This is a genomic window from Enterobacter sp. MF024 (assembly GCF_005843915.1).
Lineage (GTDB): Bacteria > Pseudomonadota > Gammaproteobacteria > Enterobacterales > Enterobacteriaceae > Enterobacter > Enterobacter barmai.
Map to the genome: position 1 here is coordinate 1 of NZ_VCBB01000009.1, position 23,196 is coordinate 23,196.

The window sequence follows — 23,196 nt, forward strand, 5'->3', positions numbered from 1 at the left end:
GGTGGTCTTTTTGCTCAGGAACCCGCTGCTGGTTTTGGTTTTCTCCCGGTAGCGGTAGTCGCTCTCGGTGGCCGTGGTGAGACTGACATCGCGGCCCGCCGCCACGCCGATATCGCCCTGCGCCGTCACCTCTGCCGCCTGCGCGTTCATGTCGCGCCCGGCGACGATCACCGTGTTGCCGCCGCTGGCGATCTCCGTTCCTTGCTGACGCACGGACTCATCGACAGCGGTTTTTTTCTTCGTTTTGCTGCTGGCGCTTTCGGTGCTGGCTTCTGCCAGCAGGTTCACATCGCGACCGGCCCGGATGCCCACATCCCCTTCGGCGGCGATCCCTGCGGCTCGCGCGTTGAGATCGTTGCCAGCGAGCAGGGTCAGATCGCCCCCTGCCGTCAGCGTGCTGCGCTGCTGCGTAACGGAAGCCGTCTCTGTTGTCGCGCTGTTGCGCTCATACCGGCTCTCGCTAATCTCATTCGCGGAGATATTAATATCGTTGCCCGCCGCCATGCCGAGGCCGCCACCCGCCGCCACGCTGGCGCCGGTGATATTGATATCCTGCCCGGCACGCATCGTCAGCCCGTCCGTTGCCGCAATGGAAGAGGTGATGCCCACATCCGTACCGCTTAAGCGCATGCGGCCCGCGTCCACATTCCACGTCTGCGTGCGGGTGATGTTGTTAATGCTGCCCGTCACACTCTCCAGCCCCAGGGTTTTACCGCTGAGGGTGGAACTGATGTTGTTGATATCTCCCAGCGCGCTCAGGTTCAGCCCGCCGCCTGCGCTGATAAGCCCGGCGTTAAGGTTGTTGATGCTGTTGCTGCTGTCGATGGACAGCCCCTTATGCGCCAGCAGCGAGCTTCCGCTGTTGGTGACATTGCCGCCCGCCAGCTGCACGTTATTGCCGGAAATGACGCTGCCGCTCTGCACCCTGACGTCTTTTGGCGACAGGTACACCTTCGGGATCATCACGGTTTGGCCGTTAACGGTGGCGGATTCCCACCACAGAATACTGTGGTCGAGAGTGGCTATCTGGTCTGCCGTCAGCGCCACCCCGAACTTCAGCCCCAGCGAGGTTTGCGCTTCGGCGGCCTTATCCATCAGATAGCGCATCTGGTCGAGATCGGAGCCCAGACCGCTGATATAGCGTGTTCCGGTCTGGTTCAGCACGTAGTTACTGACGTACCGCGTATCAAAGGCGGCATCGCCAAGGAAGCGGTAATTTTTCTCCGGATCCAGCCCAAGGCGGTCGAGCATGTACGCGGAACCCAGGAACTGATTGCTGTCGGTATACTGGCTGCCCGTTTCACGCGGGGCGGCGCCTGGATTGACACCCAGCAGCTTCCACAGGTCGCCAAACAGGGAGGGATCGAGCTGCCCCAGCCCGTCGAGTTTCGGATTGACGGTGATGAGGTACGGGCTGTCAGGATCGGTAGAGGTGACAAAATAGCCGTTCTTACCGGAAGGCAGAGGATAATTGCCTTCAAGGCCGCCAGGTACGAGGTTTACGCCATCGGCAATTGTCTGACCCTCAGCAGCGTTCTGCCAGTCCGGTGCGGTGATGGCCGTTGTGCTGGCATCAGCCAGTGACTGCTGATTCGCGCCACCTGCGATGCTCTGTGTTGATGGCGTATTCAGGTCCGGCGCAACAAGGGTATTGCTGATGGTTCCCGCGTTTGACGTGGTGTTTGTGTTGCTGATGTCATTGTCGAACCTGGCGGTGACAATGCCGCCCGCCTGAATGACTGCGCGGTAAATGTCGCCGAGTTCAGTTTCAGTGGTTTTCCCGTCGAGCGTAAAACGAATCTTCTTCGAAACCGGGTCGGGCAGAATAACTGTTCCAATATCAATATTACCTTCGACTTTGGAGGTAATGATGCTGTCAGGGTCTGCATAACCCACCTGTCCCCGGTAGACATATTTCCAGTATTCTGAGGTGGTTGAGTTCTGCCAGGACTGGCTGGAAAGTGTATTGCCCGTCAGGAAAATATCACCGGAGGCAAGGATCGCACTGGCATTATTCTCAAGACGACCGGCGTTAATGGACAGATCGTTGCCAGAGCGAATGCCAGCCACACCACCAGTAGCTGAAACGGCGGTCACCGTCTGGCTGAGGGCAAATTTTTGCTCGTTCTGATCGGCTCGCATACCCCAGGCGGTACTGCCTTTATTCACCGTACAGTGCGTGTTAACGGCCCCGGTACAGATTTCCGCGGGATACCTTGCGATATATTTCCCGTAGCTGCCGTCAGGCAGCTGAGAGAGGTCGATATCGATGGTCGCATTCCCCAACCCGGCAATGGATGAAGGATTTTGGGTGGTTGTGGTCGTGGCGGCCAGCCCATCGCGGGTATTCAGCAGATGCCCGGTTCTGAGCGTGATATCCCCCTTCGTGGTTTCGATATTGCCCGAGATGTTGATGATTTCTGTATTCGCCGCCCCGGAGGCATCCTTCTGCATCACCAGGTCTTCGCCCGCCAGCATATCGCCCCGCAGGTTCGCAATACGATCCGCGAACAGCGACAGGTTATTTCCGGCATAGAGCAGCGCGGTATTGATCACCGACCCGGCGGCGGAGATCGCCATATTTCCGGCGGTGCCGGTAAAGCCATCAAGGGTAATATCGCCCAGGCTGGTCAGGCTGACATCGCCGCCTGCCTGCAGCGAGCCGCTGCTGTTCATGGCAATCTCACTGCCGGAGAGCGAAGTCGTGCCGCCTCCTGCGGTAATCAGGCCATTATTGGTCACCTTGCCCGCGGCGTTCAGCGTGATGCCGTTGCCCTGCAGGGTGCTCTCATTGCTGATGTCGCCCTGGCTGGTAATGGTCAGCTGGTCGTTGGCCGCCACCACGCCCTGCGCCGTCCAGCTGTTTACCAGCTTCAGCGTCAGGTTGCCGAGCGCCACAATCTGGCCCACGCCGCTGAGGGAGGCCGCTTCGGTAAGCAGATCGCCCCCGCTGAACAGGTTCCCGTTATCGTTGCTGATACTGTCACTGTTCAGCGTCAGGCTGCTGTTGCCGAGCAGCGTGCCGCTGTTGGTCAGCGTCTGCGCATTCACCACCAGCTGTGCCGCCTGCAGAGTACCGGCGTTAGTCAGGCTGTTGCCGGTATAGGTGGCGTGTTGCGTCGCCATCATCGTGCCGCTGTTAGCGAGCTTCGCCACATTCATCAGCAGGTTCGTCGCCTGCAGCCAGCCCGCGCCGTTGTAATCCGCCGTGGAGAGCGTCAGGTCGCCACCGGTGAGGATATTGCCGTTATTGCGGACCTGCGTGATGCTGGTAAGCGTGGAGTTTCCTTTCCCCTGAATCGTACCGTTATTGCTCACCACTGGGGCGGTCACGCTGAGCGCATTCTGGCTGAGAAGGACGCCGTTGGTCTGGTTGGTCAGCGTATCCAGCAGCGTAAGCGTCAGGCCGCTGTCGCCCTGTAAACGTCCGTCGTTGTTAAGCGTGCGGGCATCAAGCCGGGTGTTATCCCCCTGCATCTGGCCGCTGTTGCTGATGTCGCCCGCCCGGACGGTAAGGCCTGCCCCGCTCAGCATTTTCCCTGCCTGCATCAGGTCGCCTGTCAGGTGCAGATTAAGTCCGCTGACGCCGCTGATTTCCCCGCTGTTGCTGAGCGAGTCTCCGTCAATATTCAGGTTTTTCGCGCTCAACAGCCCCTGGTTGTCGAGGGCTTTTCCACTGATCCGGACACTGTTCAGGGCAGTAATTTTGCTGCCGGTGACGGCGGCCATGTCGCCGCTTAACGTCAGCGCCAGATCCTGGGCACTCTGGATGGCACCGCTGTTGGTCAGATTTGTGCCTGCAAGGGAGAGGTTCTGCCCCTGCAACCGGCCGCTGTTGGTGATGTCCCGGGCGTTCACCGTCAGGGCCTGCTGGCTCAACAGATCTCCCCGGTTGTTCAGGGAGCCGGTGGTCTCCAGCCCCAGTCCGTTCAGGCCAATGACTGTTCCGGCATTGTCGATGCTGCCCTGCGTCAGGCTGAGGGTATTCCCCTGCAGCGTGGCGGTGTTGGTGAGCCGCACGCCCGTCAACTGCATGTCGCCTGCGGCGAGCAGATTACCGTTGTTGGTTAGGTGCGGTACGTGGAACCTCAGATTGCCCTGATTCATCAGGTCGCCGTTGTTCAGCAGCGAGCCGGTTAAGCGGGTATCAAACTGGCCTGCAGCAAGCGCGAAGCCATCATGCTGCCAGTCGCCAGCATTAACGTTAAGATCCTGCCCCTGGACGATGCCTGCGGTAGCGAGCTGTCCGGCGGTGATCGCCAGCGAGCCTGCGGTCAGCCAGCGTCCCGCCGCTCCCTGGGAAAGGTTATCTCCGGAAAGGGTCAGCGCATCGGTGCCCTGTAACAGCCCTTCGCCGCTGAGGGTGCTGGCCGCAACCGCCAGCGCACCGTCACTGGCGATCAGGCCGTGGTTAGTGATATTCGGGATAGCCAGGGTCAGATTCGCGGCGCTGTAAAGGGTGCCGTTGTGCTGGTTGTCCAGCGTCCCGGTATTCAGCAGCAGGGACGTGTCGCCCTGCAACAGCCCGGCGTTGATAAGCGTCTGCGACTGCGTATTAAGTGCTGACGCGATGGCGACGCCGCTGTTTTCCAGCGTCGGCGCGCTCAGGGTCAGGGTATTCGCGCTGCTTTTGCCGCTGTGGGATAACGTCTCGCTGGCGTTAACGGTCAGGGCCTCTCTGGCGGCCTGCGTCCCCTTCAGATCTGCCTGTCTGGCGGTAATGCTCAGGTTACGGCCCTGAATTTGCGAGGCCCCGGTGGTGGCGATCTGCTGTCCGGACACGCTGAGATCGCCGGTGGCGTTCATCGCTCCGTTAAGCGTCTGGCTGGCGGCGCTGAGAGAGAGCGTATTCCCCGCCACCAGCTCGCCGTTATGCGTCAGGGTAGTGGCATTGAGCGACAGGTTTTGCCCGGCCGTCATGCGCCCGTTGAGGGTGGCGCTGTCACGGGCAGTCACGCTGATATGCCGGGCGGCATCCGTTTCGCTGCGGGCGTCCTGGCTGAGGTGTTGCGCCGTGAGGGAGACATCCTGCCCGGCGGTCAGTTTTGCATTACCGTGCGACAGCGTCCCCCTGGCGTCGAGCACGAGGTCACGGTCGCTGTTCAGCGAGCCATCCTGCAACGCCAGTTCGCTCTGGCTGTTCAGGGTAATGTTGCCCCCGGCTTTATGGTCGCCGGTCAGCGCCATACTTTCGCCCTTCGCGGTAATCGCGCCGCTGGCCAGGCTGTTATGCATCGTCAACCTGCCGCTGGCATCAAGGGTGATATCCCCTTCGCGGGCATTCAGGTTGCCGAGGTTAACGCCCACCCCTTTTTCGCTGGAGACCAGGCGAATACGGTTGGCGTACATTCCGCCCAGCGCCCCGGTGTCCACCGCTACTTTCGGCGCAGGGCCTTCGCCCGGGATGGCGCTGATGCTGCCATCGGCCGCAACCCGGTTCGCCCCTGCCACCACCGTCAGGGATTTGGCGTGCAGCTGGGCGTTGATGTCGGTGGCTCGGGAGATGATCGACACCGCATCGCTCTGGCTTGCGTCCAGGCCCTGGCCTTCAATCAGGATGCTGCCCTTGCTGACGTCCAGCGACTGCAGTTTGCCGCTGGCGTCGAGCACCGGTTTGCCGGTGGTCAGCGTCGCGTTGGGGGTGTTGATGAACCCACAGCCGTTACAGGTGATGCCGTAGGGGTTGGCGACCATCACGTTGGCGGCTTTGCCCGCCACTTCGGTATAGCCCTGCAGCTGCGACCGGTTGGTGCCGGTGACTTCGTTGATAATGCCCGTCGCTTCCCTGCCCGCCGTCAGGTTGGGGTTGCCCTGAATCAGCCCGCCAAGCTGGGTCTGATTCATCTTGCCGGTGGCATTGTTGAGGATGAGCCCCTCTTTACCGACGTTGTAATCCTGATACTGGTTATGCGATATGCCTGCGCCGTTCGGGGTGGCGATATTGACCACCGGCACGCCGTTAGCGGCCTTGTCCTGCTGAGTGTTGCCGGTTGGCGTCAGCGTTGCCGCCACGGCGGGCAGCATCGGCTGCGTGGCGAGCAGCACGCTCAGTAAGGCGCTGAGTACGCGCCGGGGTAAACTCACCTGTTCCTTGTCCATTATCCCTGTCCCTTAAAACGCCACCGACACGCGGTAATAAATATTCAGACGATCCGGCCCCAGCCAGTCCGGATACGCAAGCGGTGTGCCCGCCGTCAACTGGCTCGAGAAGACGCGGTTCACGCTGTTCAACCCCACCGCCGCGCCCCACAGGGTGCCGGAGGCGTAGCGGTCGAAACCGTCTTTTTTCAGCCAGCCGCCGTCCAGCGCCGCCAGAGCGCCGATCTGCCCGAGCCACGGCAGGGTAAAGAGCGAATAGTTGATCTCATTTCGCCAGTAGCCGCCGTTATCGCCGGAAAGATACTGCTCCTTAAAGCCGCGTACCGAGGTCTCGCCCCCGAGGGTTAAGCGCTCGCTGCCGTAGAGCCGGTCGGGGGACCACTGAAAATAGGCGCTGGAGAGCCACCATAGCCGGTCGGCCAGCGGTTGCTGATAGCTGGCGTTCAGGCTCCATTTGCGAAACTCCGCTTTTGGCACATCGCCGTGCTTGTCGTTGTCATCCTCGGCCCCCAGCCACGGCACGCCCTGGGTGAAGGTCGGGTTAAAGGTCGCCACGCCGGTCGCGATTTTTTGCGTGTGGTTAATGCCCAGCGAAAAGCTCGAGAGCTTGCGGCTGCTGGTGGCGAGCAGGACATCGTCGAGGTAGTTATGGTTGATACGGTGGGTCAGGCCCACCGCGGCGCTGGTCTTGATATCGCCATTACGGAACAGCACCCAGGAGCCGTTCAGCCGGTGGGTTTCGTTATCGCCGGTCGAGCGCCAGCGATAGCCATTGTTATCGATGGTGCTGAGGTAGTTACTCCAGCTGTAGCTGTAATCGAGCAGGCCATAGCCGTAGGGCACACTGACGCCTGCGGCAAAGTTCTGCGCATCCTTACTGCTGGAAAAATCGCTGCTGCGCCCGCCACTGATAAACCACTTATCGGCGATCCCCAGCAGGTTGTTACCGGTGAGCGCGCCGCTGAGCTGGCCGGTGCCGGTGCTCTTTTGCCCGCTGTTATCGAAGCTTATCGAGCCGTTAAGCGGGAATTCCGGGTCGGCGGTGAGATTAACGATCGAGTATCCCTGGCGCTCGCCGGGCAGGATCTCAATCTGAACCGGGGTCTGACGCACCCGGTTCAGCTGCTCCATCCCCTGTTCGATATCGCGCAGGTTAAGGATCTTGCCCACCCGTCCGGGGAAGGTCATATCCAGCGTCCGCTCCGGCACCCCTTCCAGGCGGATCTGCTCGAGCTTGCCTTCCAGCACCGCGATATGCAGCGTGCCACGGCTCAGATCCTGCTCGGTCAGAAAGGCGCGGCTGGTGATGTACCCCCGGCTGATATACCAGTCGGAGACCGCGTGCGTCAGGGCGCTGAGGCCCGCCATATTCAGGCACTGGTTGCGCCAGGGCGCGGTAAGGCGGCGCTCGGCAACGTCCGGCATGGCAGTGGCACCGTCCAGCACGATCTGGTTGATAACAAAACAGGGGCCGCCAGCGGCAGGTTGTACGGGGGATGAAGAGGCCGCGGGCAGGACCGTGCTGCGTTCCAGCTCGTCGCGCTGGCGCTGGTTTTGATCCAGCAGCTGCTGTTGCTGCTGTTGAACGGCGCTGCGATCCGCTGGCGACAGCAACGCCGCGTGGACGCTACCGAGTGGCCATAAAATGAGAGTGACAAAAAGCCCTGTTAATCTGGTCATCCTTACCTTCACTACATCCCTGCCTTCTGTCCGTTTTCAGACTGGCGTACAAAAAAGGAGCAAAATATGTCAAAAAGTAACCTGTGTAAATGCACGTAAAAGGTCGACAGGGTTTTTTTCAGACTTTTTTTGCTCTTTTAGGAATTTATTCAGGAAATGAATGCGAAATGCGCCCGCGCAAATTTAACGCACGTCGTCGTCGCGCCATTCATCAGACATGTGTATTATTCCCTGTTGTTTTCCTGACAACTATCCTTAACTCAAATACTTAAGCGCCAAAGCGAAAAGCATCATGAGCACACCGATCAAACGGCTGGAAATCATTAAAAACGCCATTGAGCTTGAAGATGACGACATCATCGAGAGCCAGCTGGCACGGTTAAAAAGCGAAGCCTTTGACGATGAGCTTCGGGCGATCGTCGTGGCGCTTGAGCAGAAAAACTACACCGCGGCGTTAACCGCTATCGCCAGCTGGTTACAGAGCCAGCGCGCCGTCGCCCCGTGGCGCGACCCGCAGCTTGCCGCCAGCAAGCTGGAGCTGAAGGCGCTGGAGGAGCGCCTGCGTGATTTAATCGATCGCCGCAACGCCCGCGTCCAGCAGCTGGATGAATTTAACGACCTCTACCTCACCCGCCTCGGCCCGTTGATGAGCCAGATCCTCGCCCTGCGCAAAACCCTGGCAGAGCTCAATCTGCGCCGCCAGCAGGCGGAAACCCGCCGTCGGGAAGCGGACTATCGCCGCTGCCAGCAGTACGTTGCCCAGGCGGTGGAGGTGCTGACCACCCTGACCCAACACTGGCGCGATCTGCCCGCCGACTCGGTGCAGGCCACCGCCGCGCGCAAGCATCTTCAGCAGCAAAGCAACCTGATTGCCAACCTGCTGGCCGAAGCCCAGGAGCTGGAAACCGGCTTAACCCGGGAAGAGGAGCCCGCCCGCCAGGCGCGGGATGAAGCCAACGACGAGTATGAAAAATACCGCGAACAGCAGCACGAGGCGGAGATCCGCCTGCGCAAGGGCCAGGATCTCTCAGAAGAGGATCAGAACGAGTTAAAACGGCTCTGGCGTCAGGCGAGCAAGCTCTGTCATCCGGATCTGGTGGCGGATGAGCTGAAAGAAGAGGCGAACGCCATGATGGTGCAGCTGAACCAGGCGAAGCAGCGTGGCGACGTGAAGGCGATCCGCTCCCTGGTGGCCCGCCTGCATCAGGGGCTGGAGCCGCTGATGGCCAGCGACAGGCTGAACGATCTGACGCGTATCCGCAAAAAGATGGCCCAGGTGCGCGAACAGATCGACACCCTGGTGAGCGAACTGGCGGAGCTGGAAAAAGAGGAGTCCTGGCTGCTGGTCTCCTCGCTGAGCAATATGGAAACTTATTTTGCCCAGCAGGAGAAAGCCTTACGTGAGGTGCGCGCCTCGCTGGAACATCAGGTCAGCGAAGCGCAGCTCGACGACGTGGCCTGACTATTTGGCGTGCCAGTAAGCGCTGGCACGCACCAGCTTCTGATCGATGGCGTCGGTTTCAAACAGGCGACTCAGGTTTTTCACCACCTTCCCTTCCCCGGTCAGCCAGATGAAGTAATCCTGCCCCGGCACGCTGAGCGCTGCCAGACGATCCGCCACCGCCTGCTCGTTATGCCCCACCACCCAGGTGATGTTGAACTCGCTCAGGTGCGCCAGATAGTCCTGACAGGCGGCATCCCCGACGGTCACCACGGCATGCACTTCCGGGCGCACCGGCAGGGCGCGCAGCGCCTCGAGACGGCGGCGCAGGGCGGGCATTCCTGACTCATCGCAGACGTAGAGCTGCCAGGCGTAATCTTCCGGCACCACCAGGGAACCGCGCGGGCCGCCGATGGAGAGCGTATCCCCCGGCTTTGCCTCTACCGCCCACTGGCTTGCCACCCCGCCGTCGTGGATAAAGAAGTCGAGCGCCAGCTCGTGACGGGCCGCGTCATACAGCGGAGTGTAATCCCGCGCCTGCGGACGCACGCCGTCGCCCCAGTTAACGCCCTCGTCCGTCACCACCGGCGGCACAAAGGTCGTGCCCGGTTGCGGGAAAAAGACTTTGGAATGGTCGTCGAAGCCGCGGGAGCTGAAGCCCTCCAGCGCCTCGCCGCCTAACACGATGCGCTGAAAACCGGCACTGACGCGCTCAACGCGGAGCACGTTCAGCTCGCGAAAACGCAGGTCGTTGCGGACACGTTGTGGGTAGCGGGTAGTAGTCATAATTTGCCTTCGTGATGTGAAAACGATATATCGAAAATGAAAGTTAAATGATAATGATTGCTAATAAACAAAAATGCAAGATGTTTTAGATTGCATCTAAAACTAATTTAGATATAAATTAGATATATCAAATTAAAGGAAAACCCTATGCGACAGGCACACGAAGGCGGCGGACGCCGTCAGCGCTTTTTTGGTCACGGTGAGTTAAGGCTGGTGATTCTGGACCTTCTGACCCGCAATGCCAGCCACGGTTATGAGCTGATTAAAGACATTGAAAGCATGACCCAGGGAAACTACACGCCGAGCCCTGGGGTGATTTATCCCACGCTGGATTTCCTGCAGGATCAGCAGTTCATCACCTTCACCGAAGAAGAGAACGGGCGCAAACAGATTGCCATCACCGTAGCCGGGCAGCGCTGGTTGGATGAGAACCTGGAACAGCTTGAGAACATCCAGGCGCGCATCAAAGCACGCTGCGTGGGCTTCCAGCTGCGTAAAAACCCGCAGATGAAGCGGGCACTCGACAATTTTAAAGCGGTGCTGGATTTGAAGGTCAATCAGGAAGGATTGAGCGACGCGCAGCTTAAACAGATTATTGCGGTTATTGACCGCGCGTCGCTGGAGATCAATCAGCTGGATTAAGCGATGGCTTCCCCGCTAACGCGGAACACCTTCACCAGCTCTTTCAGGTTCATCGCCTGATCGTTAAGGGAGGATGCCGCCGCCACGGACTCTTCCACCAGCGCGGAGTTCTGCTGGGTGGTGGCATCAATCAGGCCAATGGCGCTGTTGATCTGCGAAATGCCTTCCGTCTGCTCGTGACTCGCCTGACGAATTTCGCGCAGGATGACGTCCATCTCCTGCACGTTCCCCACCATGCCATTGATCAGCCCGCTGGCTTTTTCCACCAGCGCCATCCCGTCCTGCGTCTGGCTGGTTGAGCTCTCAATCAGCTGGCGAATTTCGCTAGCCGAAGTAGCGCTTTTCTGCGCCAGCTGGCGAACCTCACCGGCCACCACCGCAAAGCCGCGACCATGCTCACCCGCACGGGCCGCTTCTACCGCCGCGTTGAGCGCCAGAATGTTGGTCTGGAAGGCAATGGAGTCGATCAGGTTGATGATGTCGGACATCCGGTTGGAGGTCTCGTTGATCAGGCGCATTTTGCTGGTGACCTGCAGCATCATCTCGCCGTTGTTTTTCACCACCCGGGCCGCATCGGCCGAGAGGGTCGTCGCTTCCCCGGTATGTGACGCGGTGTTTTTCACCGTCGCGGTGATCTGCTCCATCGACGCCGCCGTTTGCTCAACGGAGCTGGCCTGCTCTTCGGTTCGCGCAGCCAGATCCTGGTTGCCCGCCACAATCTGCGCCGCAGCGCTGGAGATACTCTCCGAGCCGGTCTGCACCTGCTGAACAATCTCCAGCAGACGAACTTTCATCTCCATCAGCGCCGTCAGCAGCTGGCCGGTTTCGTCTTTCCCGTGGGAGGCCATGCTGCGGGTCAGATCGCCCTCGGCAATGGCCTGGGCAAAATCCACCGCCTCGCCCAGCGGACGGGTAATCGAGCGCACGATAAACCACCCCATCAGGCTGCCCACCGCCACGCTGAACAGGGTGATGAGGATCAGCAGCAGGCGGTTGCTTTTGAAATCGCCGTCCACCTCCACGCCCGCGCGCTGCATCTCGGTGTCCTGGATCGCAATCAGCTCCTGCACCTTCGCCTTATAGGCCTGCTGCAGGGTGAGGGTGTTGGTCATCATCTCCTGAATCGCCCCGGCCCGATCGTTGCTCTGCACCGCCTGCAGGATGCGGTAGCGGGAGTCGAGATACTGCTGGCGGACCCCGCGGATATCGCTCAGAACCTGCTGGGATTTAGCATCCTGCAGGGCCGTGTTCAGCTCACCCAGGATCAGGGTGATACGCTCGCTGATCTCTTTCAGATGCTGCTCTGATTGCGCCGTGTACTTGCCCTGGTCGTCCAGCAGCATCAGCTGTTGAGTGCTAATAAATTCCTGGAAGTTTTCGATTAACTGGTTGGCTTTTACCGTGGTGGGATAATCGCTGGTGATGATGGATTGCATCCCGTTATTTGCCCGGTTAAGGCTCATCAGGGATAAACTCGCACTTATCCCCATCAGGACAATAAAGAATCCAAACGCCAGAAATAATTTCGTGCCGATTTTTACGTCATGTAAGAACATATTTACTCCATCGATGTGATTATTTCTCAGACGATCAGCGTTATCGGTAACTTCATCGCTAACTTTATGACTTTGATCGCTTTTTTATTTCATAACCACACCAATAGATAGGCGCAGGCTATTAATTTTGGCTCATCGATCGTTACGCGACCACCAGAACAGGCTTTTTTGACACCGCATTAGGGAAAACAGACTCAGGCAGGAAGAATAAACTGAGGCGATTTTTTTTAGTTATTTAATATTCAATTAACAACTAACGATAAAAAGAAATACAGCTCATAAATAAAAAGCCGTTTGCTCCTCGCAGAGCAAACGGCTTTTTTGGAACACGACTGACTCAGTGCAGGACGGTGACCGCATCTTCCAGACGTTTCGCCCGATGCTTCACCATCGCCGACACCTGCGCGCTGGTTTCGACCAGCGCCGCGTTTTTCTGGGTAATCGAATCCAGTTCAGCGACCGCCCGGGTCAGCTCCGACAGGCCGGATGCCTGCTCGGAGGTGGACTGGCTGATCTCGGCGATCAGTCGGGTGACGTTCTGCACTTTCTCGACGATGTCATCCATGGTGCGTCCGGCGGCATGAACCTGCTCGGAGCCGGACAGCACTTTGCTGGCGCTGGCGTCGATCAGCTTGCGGATATCGTTGGCGGCGTTGGCGCTGCGGCTGGCCAGATGACGCACTTCCCCGGCCACCACCGCGAAGCCTTTGCCCTGCTCCCCTGCCCTGGCCGCTTCTACCGCCGCATTCAGCGCCAGAATATTGGTCTGGAAGGCGATGTCGTTAATCAGCTTGGTGATGGAGCCGATACGCTGGGTGCTGTCGGCAATCTCGTCCATGGTTTTGACCACCGTCTGCATCGCGTGTCCGCCTTCGGTGGCGGCGTCGCTGGCGGCGATAGAGAGCTTATCGGCATCGACGGCGGTTCGGGTGTTGCTCTGCACGGTCATCGCCAGCTGGTTCATGGTCTCGACGGTCTGCTTCACGTTGGAGACGGTCTGGTGCGTGCGATCGTTGAGGTCGTCGTTGCCCCGCGCCAGCTGGTCGCTGCCGTCGCGCACGTTAACCACCTGGCTTGAGACGTCGTTGATCAGCCAGCGGCACATCAGGCCGAGCTGCCCGACCGCCCGCAGGGTCAGCCCCAGCTCGTCGCTGCGGTTAAGGTGCTCCACGCTGTTGCGCTCGCCCGTCGCCACCTTCAGCGCCTGGCGCGCCACGTTTTCAACCGGACGCACGATCTGCTGTTCAAACAGCAGGGTTCCCAGCAGCATCACCAGCGCGCTGGCGCCCAGTGCCGCCCAGCCCGCCCCGGTGGCGAACAGGGTCGCAGCCAGCACGGCAAACAGCGCCGTCATCACGCTGCGCACCCGCCAGCGCAGCGGCATCGCCGGGAGTTTACCGGCCCAGCCTCTGGCAACCACCAGCCCCTTATGCACCCGCTTTTTGCTGCGCCCTTCGTTCAGGGCTTTATACAGCGGCTCCACGGCGGCAATCTCCTCCGGCGTGGCCTTCACGCGAATGGACATATACCCGGTAGTCTGGCCGTTGCGCACCATCGGCACCGCATTGGCGCGCACCCAGTAGTGATCGCCATTTTTACGGCGGTTTTTGACGATGCCGCTCCAGGGCTCACCCTGTTGCAGGGTGGACCACATGTCGGCAAAGGCCGCTTTTGGCATGTCCGGGTGGCGAACGAGGTTGTGCGGTTGCCCGACGAGTTCGGCCAGCGTGTAGCCACTCACCTGAACAAAGGTGTCATTGGCCTGGGTAATGTAGCTGTGCAGATCGGTGGTGGACATCAGGGTGGTGTCATCTTGCAGCGGATATTCACACTGCGTGACAAACGGTTGAGGCGACATAGGCATCCCTTGCAGGTTACTTGAATGTTATTTTTGTGGCGTAAATATTTTACGGCGGTAACGAACATATCTTTAGATGTTAAACATGCCTGAGATCGCAAAACGCAACTAAACCGCATTTTTTGTGTGTTTTTTTAATTTATTGATATCTAATGATTTCAATTCGCAACTACTCCTGAAGGAGGATCCCTGTCTGCCCCCAATACAGCCTATATCCGCCCTAAAACAGGGCAAATGCACTGCCAGCGGGCATCTCTGCATCTGAAAGTTCCATGTCGCAGCGGCCATGCTGCCGTTTTGCATGATTAAATATTGTGTAACATTATTTTAACCTGGCGTTTATCCCGATTTTTGTTAAGTCCCCGGATGTGGCGTAAAGCCTGCAATACTTAATCCAGTATCATGTGATACGCCATACCCGGGAGCATATTTTGAACAGGTTACCTTCCAGCGCGTCGGCCCTTGCCTGTACCGCGCACGCCCTGAATCTCATTGAGAAGCGAACGCTTGATCATGAGGAGATGAAACAACTTAACCGCGAGGTGATTGATTACTTCAAAGAGCATGTAAATCCCGGGTTTTTGGAATACAGAAAATCTGTTACTGCAGGCGGGGATTACGGAGCCGTAGAGTGGCAAGCAGGAAGTCTGAATACGCTTGTCGACACCCAGGGACAGGAGTTTATAGATTGCCTGGGTGGATTTGGTATTTTCAACGTGGGGCACCGTAATCCAGTAGTGGTTTCCGCCGTACAAAATCAGCTTGCAAAACAACCCCTTCATAGCCAGGAACTGCTTGACCCTTTACGGGCGATGCTGGCAAAAACGCTGGCGGCACTGACGCCGGGGAAACTGAAATACAGCTTCTTCTGTAACAGCGGCACGGAATCGGTCGAAGCGGCGATCAAACTCGCCAAAGCGTACCAGTCGCCGCGCGGGAAATTCACCTTTATCGCCACCAGCGGTGCTTTCCACGGCAAGTCGCTGGGGGCCCTCTCTGCCACGGCGAAATCCACCTTCCGCAAACCCTTTATGCCGCTGCTGCCGGGCTTCCGCCATGTGCCGTTCGGCGATATCAACGCCATGCGCACCATGCTGAGCGAATGCCGTAAAACCGGCGATGACGTGGCGGCGGTGATCCTCGAGCCTATCCAGGGCGAAGGGGGCGTGATCCTGCCACCGCAGGGCTACCTGCCTGCGGTGCGTCAACTGTGCGATGAGTTTGGCGCGCTGCTGATCCTGGACGAAGTGCAGACCGGCATGGGCCGCACCGGCAAGATGTTCGCCTGCGAGCATGAGAACGTGCAGCCGGACATCCTGTGTCTCGCCAAAGCGCTGGGCGGCGGCGTGATGCCGATTGGCGCCACGGTCGCCACCGAAGAGGTGTTCTCGGTGCTGTTCGACAACCCTTTTCTACACACCACCACCTTTGGCGGCAACCCGCTGGCCTGTGCCGCGGCGCTGGCGACCATCAACGTGCTGCTGGAGCAGAACCTGCCCGCCCAGGCGGAGCAGAAAGGCGACATGCTGCTGGACGGCTTCCGCCAGCTCGGGCGTGAGTACCCGGACCTGGTGCAGGATGCGCGCGGTAAAGGGATGCTGATGGCGATTGAGTTTGTCGATAACGAAACCGGCTACAGCTTCGCGAGCGAGATGTTCCGCCAGCGGGTGCTGGTTGCAGGCACGCTGAACAACTCGAAAACGATCCGCATCGAACCGCCGCTGACGCTGACCATTGAGCAGTGTGAGCTGGTGCTGAAAGCGGCCCGCAAGGCGCTGGCAGCGCTGCGGGTGAGCGTGACTGAAGCGTAAAAAACGCCGGGCGGCGCGATGCTTGCCCGGCCTACGAGTCTGTGCCTGTTGTTGCCCGGTGGCGCTTCGCTTACCGGGCCTACAACTGCCACAACGACGTTGGTTTTTGTAGGCCGGGCAAGCGTAGCGCCCCCGGCATGTCAAATGTTACCGGTGAAACTCCGCCACGGTCATGGTGAACCGCAGCACGCTCTCCCCGTCGTTCGCATAGCTATGCGCCGCGTCGGTTTTCGCCACCGCCGACGCACCGGCAATCACCTGATTAACGCTCTCCTCCACCTTCAGGGTTAATACGCCCGCCTCCACGTGGAGCAGTTCAAACGTCCCTGCCGGATGGCCTGGCGAGCTGAAGCTTTCTCCCGGCTGCATCTCCCAGCGCCAGAGCTCAATCATGTCCGGGCCGGTGGTGCCCGCCAGCAGTCGGGCGCTGCCGCCCTTCTCACCCTGCCAGAGCACCGGGATCGCCGCTTCTTCGATAATGTGCACCTGCGGCTCGCTGGCGACGTTAACGATGTCTGCCACCGAGATCCCCAGCGCCGCCGCCAGTTTGCAGAGGATCGCAATGCTGGGGTTAGCCGCCCCTTTCTCGATCTCCACCAGCATCCCTTTGCTGACGCAGGCCCGGCGCGACAGCTCATCCAGCGACAGCTTTTTCTCTTTCCGCCAGTTGCGGATACGGTTTGCCACCGCCAGGCTTACCTGGGCGACATCGGCACCCGTTGCAGTCATTATATTGACTTTATCAGTCATTGGTCATTACCATGGTATAAAACAGTCAATACAGGATTATTTATGTCCCTTCTCACGCCGTCAATAGACCCGCGCTTTGCCGGGATCGTACCGGGGTTCCGCGCACTGAGCATTGTGGTTGAAGCTGCGCCGATTACCGCGCCGGAGGTTGCGCCTGCGGTGTTAGCCCAGGCCTGCCAGCAGGTATTAAATGATGACGTGGCCTGGGCCGATGCCCATCTCGCCGCCTGGGATGAGGTGTTCAAGGCCTTTGGCGCCAAACCGAAACGCACGCCCTGCTCCGCCAGCGCCCTGCGCAAGCGGGTCCTGAAAGACGGCACATTGCCGCCGCTCGATCCGGTGGTGGATATCTACAATGCCATCAGCATCCGCTACGCCATTCCGGTGGGCGGGGAGAATCTCGCCGCGTATACCGGGGCCCCGCGCCTGACGCTGGCCGACGGCAGCGAACCTTTTGATACCTTCAAAGAGGGGCAGCCGAGCGTGGAACATCCCGATGCGGGAGAGGTTATCTGGCGCGATGACCTGGGGGTGACCTGCCGCCGCTGGAACTGGCGACAAGGGGTGCGTACCCGCCTGGATAGCAAGGCGCAGACCATGTGGTTTATTCTTGAAAGCCTGCCCGAGATGCCGTTAACGGCGCTGGAGGCGGCGGGGGATGAGCTGGTCAGCCATCTGCAAAAATTGATGCCGGGGGCAACGGCGCAGGTGCAGCTGCTGGAGCTGGCCTGAAAAACGCCGGGCGGCGCTGCGCTTGCCCGGCCTACAAAACCCGAACATTGTGGCCTTTGTAGGCCCGGTAAGCGAAGCGCCACCGGGCAACAGACCGCACAATCCCACAGGCCCGGTAAGCGCAGCGCCACCGGGCACGCACAACCCCTACTCCGGCATCAACCCGACGAAACACCGTTTTTTACGCGGCTCCGACATCAAATCCTCAAGCTGTTCCACGCATGCCAGATAGTGCGGGGTCTTTTTATGCGCCGCCACCGCCTCTTCATCCTTATAGGCTTCGTAGATAAAGAACCGGGTTTTCACCCGCGGATCCTGCAGCACGTCGAAGCGCAAATTGCCCGGCTCCTGGATCGCTCCTTCGTGGTTGGCGCGAAACACCTGCAAAAACTCATCCACCTTATCCGGCTTAATGTTGATCTCCACTAACGTCACGTTCATTGCCCTTCTCCCTGTTTTTCTTCCTGCCAGAACTGATACGCCTCGCGGGCGCTCATCTTCTCGTGTACCACTTTCTTCACCGCCTTCAGCATCGACAGCGGCGCGCTGGACTGGAAGATATTGCGTCCCATATCGACGCCCGACGCGCCCTGGTCGATGGCGCGGAAGCACATCTCCAGCGCCTCCTGCTCCGGCAGCTTTTTCCCCCCGGCGATCACAATCGGCACCGGGCAGCTGGCGGTCACTTTTTCGAATCCCTCTTCCACAAAATAGGTTTTGACGAACTGGGCCCCCATTTCGGCGGCGATACGGCTGGCGAGGGAGAAGTAGCGCGCATCCCGGGCCATCTCTTTGCCCACCCCGGTCACCGCCAGGGTCGGCATGCCGTAGCGACTGCCTGCATCCACCAGCTTGATGATGTTGTTGATCGACTGATGCTCATACTCGCTGCCGATATAGACCTGCGCCGCCACCGCGCAGACGTTGAGGCGCAGGGCATCCTCCATCGCTACCGCCACGCACTCATTGGAGAGCTCGCCGAGCATCGAGTTGCCCCCGGAGGCGCGCAGCACCACCGGTTTATTGGTGGCGGGCAGCACGGTGCTCCTGAGGATCCCGCGGGTACACATCAGCACGTCGGTTTCACCGAACAGCGGCGCGATGGAGAGATCGATACGCTCAAGCCCGGTGGTCGGCCCCTGGAAATAGCCGTGATCGAAGGCCAGCATCACCGTGCGGTTGCTGTTGGGGTTGAAGATCCGCGCCATGCGGGACTGCATCCCCCAGTCCAGCGCCCCGCACCCTTTCAGGGTGAAAGGCACGTTCTGCTGCGGTCGGTCGATGCCAAAGTTCTTACCCTCTTTGATGTCGTCTAAATCAGCCATGTTCTCTCCCGTCAGAAGTCGTAGTTGTTGATGTTCTCTTTGGTGAACACCACCCGCTCGGGCAGCAGCACGATGCCGTTGCCTTTCGCTTCATACTGATAGCCCTGCACGCTGTTCGGCTCGACCTTCAGGGCGCCGATATCTTTGATCTCCACGCTGTCGCCCACGTTAAGATCGCCTTTTTTCAGCAAACGATCGGCGACATTGACCGCAATTTTGCCCTGCTGTACCACGTCCCACAGGCCAAAGGCTTTTACCGTCCCGCGCTCCACGTACGGACGCATCACGTTTGGCGTGCTGAAGCCGACAATCGCCACCCCTTCACGCTTCAGGTTTTCTGCCGCCTGGGCGGCCGCTGGCAGGGCGTTGGCGTCCGGGGCGATGATCGCATCCAGATCCGGATAGGCTTTTAAGATCCCTTCGGCGGTCTGCAGGGATTTAGTGGCGTCGTTATAGCCAAACTGGGTGGTGACGATCTGCCACTGGGGATGATCTTTGGCGATTTTGGCTTTCGCCTCTTTCACCCACTGGTTCTGGTCGGTGACGGTGGGGCTGGAGTAGAAGAACGCCACTTTGGCATCCGGTTTGGTCACCTGCTTCGAAGCCATCTCCACCAGCAGGCCGCCGAGTTGTTCCGGGGTGCCCTGGTTGATGTAGATGCTGCGGCACTCCGGTTTGGTGTCGGAGTCCCAGGTCAGCACTTTCACCCCGCGCTGCATGGCGCGCTTCAGCGCCGGGCAGAGCCCGTCCGGCGACACCGCCGAGACGATAATGGCGTTGTAGCCCTGGTTGACGAAGTTATTGATCAGCTGCACCTGCCCGGAGACGCTCGGCTCGGTTGGGCCATCGTAGGTGACGTCCGTTCCCAGCGCTTTACCCGCCTCTTTCGCGCCGTTGCCGCCGCTGGTAAAGAAGCCGACGCCCACCAGTTTCGGGATAAACGCGATGCGATCCGCCGCCTGGGCCGTTGCCACGCTTAACGCCACTGCCAGCACCATCAGTTTTATTTTCATCTTACGCTCCGGGTAGTTTTGTGAAGAGAGATCGCACCCATTCACGGTGCAGACTCAGTGAACGTCCCATCACCACCACAACCAACAGCGCCCCTGACAGCGCGCTCGACACCTGGTTGGGGATGCCGACCATCTGTAACCCCTGTTGCAGATACCCCACCAGCAATGCCGCCAGCGCAGTACCTAATACCGAACCTGAACCGCCATAAATATTCGCCCCACCCAGCACCGCGGCGGTGAGCGCCGGCATCAGCAGATCGCGCCCTAAATCGGAGCGCGCCGAGCCGAAATAGGAGACCATCACCAGGGCGGCAATTGCCGAGGCTATCCCCACCAGGCCATACAGCGCGTAAGGCATGCCGTTGACCGACAGCGCCGCATAGCGCGCCGCACGCGGGTTCTGCCCAATCAGAAACAGATGTCGGCCAAAGCGCCCGCGATGGGTAATAAGCCAGAAGAAGAAGGTAATCACCGCGAACAGCACCAGCGGGATCGGCAGCCCCAGCACGGTGAGGTTGGCAAAGGCCGTGAAGCTCTCCGGGAAGCCGCCAATGCCTTCATACCCGGTGGCCCCGGCCATGCCCGAGAGCAGCAGCGCCCCGCCGCCGTACAGGTAGAGCGTGCCGAGGGTGATCACCAGCGGGCTGATCCCGGTGTAGTGAATCAACGCCGCGTTAAACAGCCCGCACAGCAGCCCGAGCAGCAGGGTGAGCGGGATCGCCGCCACCATCGGCACGCCGGACTGCATCATCACCCCCAGCGCGATGGCGCACAGGCCAATGGTGGAGCCGAGCGAGATGTCGATCCCGCCGCTGATGATCACTAATGTCAGCGGCAGGGCCACGATGCCGATGCAGATAAAGTCGCTGGTGCTGAACAGCAGCATGTTGATGTCGAGCATCCGCGGATTGAGGGTGCCGAACAGCAGGATCTCCAGCACCAGTAACAGCAGCAGCGCCCACTCCCAGTTAAGCTTCATTTACGCCACCTCTTTTTTGCGTTTGGGAAACGGGGTGACGTGCTTTCCCCCTTTGTTTCCCGGCTGGAATCGACTGTACTTCAGCGCCCGCTGATGACGCGCCAGCGCCTGGCGCAGCCGTCCGTCGAGCACCAACACCCCCAGCAGCACCAGCCCGGCGATAAAGTCGTTCCACCAGGCCGGTAGGCGGAACAGCACCAGCACGGTGTCGATCTGGGTCAGGAAGAAGGCCCCCAGCAGGGCGCCGATTAAGGTGCCGGTGCCGCCGAGCAGGGAGATGCCCCCCAGCACGCAGGCGGCGATGGCTTTCATCTCCAGCCCGCTGCCGGTCTGGTTCGGCACGAAGCCGATCTGCGCGGCAAAGACGATCCCGGCGCAGGCCGCCAGCACGCCGTTTAGGGTAAAGGCCGCCATCCGGGTGCGGTTGACCGCCACGCCCAGCTGACGGGCGGCGGCGAGGTTATCCCCGACGGCGTAAAAGTCCCGGCCAAAGGCGGTGCGCGACAGTGTCCAGGCCCCAACGGCGGCGAAGGCCAGCACCACCATCCCCAGCGGGGATATCCCGAGCGCCACCGGCTCCGACAGGGATTTCAGGCTCACCGGCAGGCCCTCGATCCACTTCCCGTCGGTCCAGAGCAGCATCGCCCCGCGATAGAGTCCCAGCGTGCCGAGGGTGGCGACAATCGCCGGAATGCGCAGCCCCACCACCAGCAGGCCGTTGAAGGCCCCGGCCAGCGCGCCGATAGCCAGCGCAAACAGGATCGCCACCGGCAGGCCGTAGCCGTTGTTCAGCGCCACGCCCACGGCAATGGCGCACAGCCCGACAATGGAACCGACCGACACGTCGATATTGCGGGTAAGCATCACCAGCCCGGCCCCGAGGGCCAGCAGGATCAGAATCTGCGAGCTGGCGAAGATCATCCCCAGGGTCTGCAAACTGAGGTAGGCCGGGTTGAGCGCCACCAGCACCACAAACAGGGCGAGGATCGCCAGCAGCGCGCTGAGCTCGCGGTTTTTCAGAAGTGTTTTCATGCCTGCCCTCCGAAGGCCAGGGCCATCATGCGATCGAGGCTGACGGCGTGGCGCGGCAGTTCCCCGCTGAGCACCCCCTGATGCATCACCAGCACCCGATCCGCGAGACCCGGGAACTCGTCCATGTCGCTGGAGATCATCAGCACCGCCACGTTTTGCGCCGCCACGCTTTTAATCAGCTGGTAGATATCGGCCCGGGCGGAGACGTCCACCCCGCGGGTCGGTTCATCGACGATCAGCAGCAGCGGATTGGCTTCCAGACAGCGCGCCAGCAGCACCTTCTGCTGATTACCCCCCGACAGGGTGCGCACGGTCTGATCGGGGCTATTGAGTTTGATCCCCAGCGCCCGGTGATAACGCTCCACCACCGCCGCCTCGCGTTTGCGCTGCTGCCAGAGGGAGGGTTCGTTCAGCGCCACCGTGTTCCAGCGAACCGGTGCATCCAGGAACAGGCCGGACACCTGCCGGTCTTCCGGGAGATAGACCAGCCCCTTCTCCAGCCGGGCGCTGACCGGATCTTTATCGATCTGCTGGTTCTCGAGCCAGATCTTCCCGCCACGAGGCGGGCGCAGGCCGTACAGCGTTTCGGCGAACTCGGTGCGCCCGGAGCCCACCAATCCGGCGAGGCCGACAATCTCCCCGGCGTAGATCTCCAGGCTCAGGTCGATAAACCCCTCCCCGGTGAGCGCCTCCACCCGCAGCACCGGGAAATCCTGGGCCTGAGTGCGGCGATTGCCCGGCAGCGCCAGCCACAGCTTTTGCGTGTCGCTTAAGCTCCTGTCACGGCTGACCGGGGTCATGGCGGCGATCAGCGCGTTGTCGTCGTAGTCTGCGGTTTCGCCGCTCAGCACGATGGCCCCGTCGCGCATCACCGAGACGTGGCTGGCGAGCTGGCGGATCTCGGGCAGTTTGTGGGAGATAAAGACAATCCCGACGCCCGTCCCCTGAAGTGCGCGGATCTGGCGGAACAGGCGCTCCGTCTCCCCCGGCGTCAGCGAGGCGGTGGGTTCATCGAGGATCAATATCTTCGCCTCGCGCATCAGCCCGCGCAGGATCTCCACCATCTGCTGATCCGCCACCTCCAGAGTGCTGGCGGCGGCATCTAAATTGAGCTGGCACTGAAGTTGCGCCAGCTTCTCGGCCAGACGCTGGGCGGTGGCCTGGCCGCGCGGCAGGCGGAAGAGAATGTTCTCGCGCACGCTGAGGTTGGGAAACAGCATCGGCTCCTGCGGCACCAGGTAGATGCCAAGTGCATGCGCCTGACCCGGTTTGAGACGAGCAAAAGGACGGCCGGCAATAGAAAGTTCACCGCTGTCGGGTGTTTCGACCCCGGCGACAATCTTCATCAGCGTGGATTTCCCGGCCCCGTTGCCGCCCATCAGGGCGTGCACCTGACCTGCAAGCAGAGTGAAATCAATGTTTTTCAATACTGGAACGCCGGAGAACTGCTTCTGGATCCCGCGCGCCTCGATAAGTGCTGTCATTATCGCTC

16 protein-coding genes are annotated in these 23,196 nt (G+C 60.2%); 4 read left to right on the plus strand and 12 right to left on the minus strand.

Annotated features, from left to right (window positions below; translation table 11 throughout):
• Positions 1-6,099 (minus strand): filamentous hemagglutinin N-terminal domain-containing protein (locus FFB58_RS14425; RefSeq protein WP_138370267.1); only part of this gene is annotated, 6,099 nt, incomplete at its 3' end.
• A 12-nt stretch (positions 6,100-6,111) separates the two neighbouring features.
• Complete coding sequence (locus FFB58_RS14430) at positions 6,112-7,779, minus strand: ShlB/FhaC/HecB family hemolysin secretion/activation protein (RefSeq protein WP_138370268.1); 1,668 nt, start codon at positions 7,777-7,779, stop codon at positions 6,112-6,114.
• A 292-nt stretch (positions 7,780-8,071) separates the two neighbouring features.
• Between FFB58_RS14430 and FFB58_RS14435 the strand changes: the two genes are divergently transcribed.
• A complete protein-coding gene (locus FFB58_RS14435) occupies positions 8,072-9,241 on the plus strand; it encodes a DNA repair protein (RefSeq protein WP_138370269.1) in 1,170 nt (389 codons plus the stop codon).
• On the opposite strand, the gene FFB58_RS14440 is transcribed toward FFB58_RS14435, so the two are convergent.
• Complete coding sequence (locus FFB58_RS14440) at positions 9,242-10,006, minus strand: siderophore-interacting protein (protein WP_138370270.1); 765 nt, start codon at positions 10,004-10,006, stop codon at positions 9,242-9,244.
• Positions 10,007-10,153: 147 nt separating this feature from the next.
• Between FFB58_RS14440 and FFB58_RS14445 the strand changes: the two genes are divergently transcribed.
• Positions 10,154-10,648 carry a PadR family transcriptional regulator gene (locus tag FFB58_RS14445; RefSeq protein ID WP_039031720.1) on the plus strand — a complete coding sequence of 165 codons (495 nt, stop codon included), beginning with the start codon at positions 10,154-10,156 and terminating at the stop codon, positions 10,646-10,648.
• Here FFB58_RS14445 and FFB58_RS14450 read toward each other — a convergent pair.
• Together FFB58_RS14450 and FFB58_RS14455 are read right to left on the minus strand one after the other, a co-directional pair.
• Positions 10,645-12,204: a methyl-accepting chemotaxis protein gene (locus tag FFB58_RS14450; protein WP_138370271.1), complete on the minus strand. Its 1,560-nt coding sequence runs from the start codon at positions 12,202-12,204 to the stop codon at positions 10,645-10,647. The two genes, FFB58_RS14445 and FFB58_RS14450, sit on opposite strands and share 4 nt — an antisense overlap.
• Positions 12,205-12,541: 337 nt before the next feature.
• On the minus strand, positions 12,542-14,062 hold the full coding sequence (locus FFB58_RS14455) for a PAS domain-containing methyl-accepting chemotaxis protein (protein WP_039031718.1): 1,521 nt from the start codon (positions 14,060-14,062) through the stop codon (positions 12,542-12,544).
• Positions 14,063-14,493: 431 nt separating this feature from the next.
• On the opposite strand from FFB58_RS14455, the gene ygjG reads away from it, so the two are divergent.
• Positions 14,494-15,873 carry a putrescine aminotransferase gene (ygjG, locus tag FFB58_RS14460; RefSeq protein ID WP_171029964.1) on the plus strand — a complete coding sequence of 460 codons (1,380 nt, stop codon included), beginning with the start codon at positions 14,494-14,496 and terminating at the stop codon, positions 15,871-15,873.
• Positions 15,874-16,020: 147 nt separating this feature from the next.
• Here ygjG and FFB58_RS14465 read toward each other — a convergent pair whose 3' ends face one another.
• Positions 16,021-16,623 (minus strand): helix-turn-helix domain-containing protein, encoded by a 603-nt coding sequence (locus tag FFB58_RS14465; RefSeq protein ID WP_138370273.1) that lies wholly within the window; start codon positions 16,621-16,623, stop codon positions 16,021-16,023.
• Between the two features lie 42 nt (positions 16,624-16,665).
• On the opposite strand from FFB58_RS14465, the gene FFB58_RS14470 reads away from it, so the two are divergent.
• Positions 16,666-17,355, plus strand: coding sequence for a B3/4 domain-containing protein (locus FFB58_RS14470; protein ID WP_138370274.1), 690 nt, complete (start codon positions 16,666-16,668; stop codon positions 17,353-17,355).
• A 147-nt stretch (positions 17,356-17,502) separates the two neighbouring features.
• Here FFB58_RS14470 and lsrG read toward each other — a convergent pair whose 3' ends face one another.
• The 6 genes from lsrG to lsrA are packed head-to-tail and all read right to left on the minus strand — an operon-like array spanning position 17,503 to position 23,188.
• Positions 17,503-17,796 (minus strand): (4S)-4-hydroxy-5-phosphonooxypentane-2,3-dione isomerase, encoded by a 294-nt coding sequence (gene lsrG, locus FFB58_RS14475; RefSeq protein ID WP_039031714.1) that lies wholly within the window; start codon positions 17,794-17,796, stop codon positions 17,503-17,505.
• Positions 17,793-18,680, minus strand: coding sequence for a 3-hydroxy-5-phosphonooxypentane-2,4-dione thiolase (gene lsrF, locus FFB58_RS14480; RefSeq protein WP_138370275.1), 888 nt, complete (start codon positions 18,678-18,680; stop codon positions 17,793-17,795). Before lsrF ends, lsrG begins: the two co-directional genes overlap by 4 nt.
• An 11-nt stretch (positions 18,681-18,691) precedes the next feature.
• On the minus strand, positions 18,692-19,693 hold the full coding sequence (gene lsrB / locus FFB58_RS14485; protein ID WP_039031712.1) for an autoinducer 2 ABC transporter substrate-binding protein LsrB: 1,002 nt from the start codon (positions 19,691-19,693) through the stop codon (positions 18,692-18,694).
• A gap of 1 nt (position 19,694) precedes the next feature.
• Positions 19,695-20,672: an autoinducer 2 ABC transporter permease LsrD gene (gene lsrD, locus FFB58_RS14490; RefSeq protein ID WP_039031711.1), complete on the minus strand. Its 978-nt coding sequence runs from the start codon at positions 20,670-20,672 to the stop codon at positions 19,695-19,697.
• Positions 20,673-21,704: an autoinducer 2 ABC transporter permease LsrC gene (gene lsrC, locus FFB58_RS14495; protein ID WP_138370276.1), complete on the minus strand. Its 1,032-nt coding sequence runs from the start codon at positions 21,702-21,704 to the stop codon at positions 20,673-20,675.
• The gene (gene lsrA / locus FFB58_RS14500; protein WP_138370277.1) at positions 21,701-23,188 is read right to left on the minus strand and encodes an autoinducer 2 ABC transporter ATP-binding protein LsrA; all 1,488 of its coding nucleotides are present in this window, start codon (positions 23,186-23,188) and stop codon (positions 21,701-21,703) included. The genes lsrC and lsrA overlap by 4 nt, the downstream gene beginning before the upstream one ends.
• Positions 23,189-23,196 lie beyond the last annotated feature (8 nt).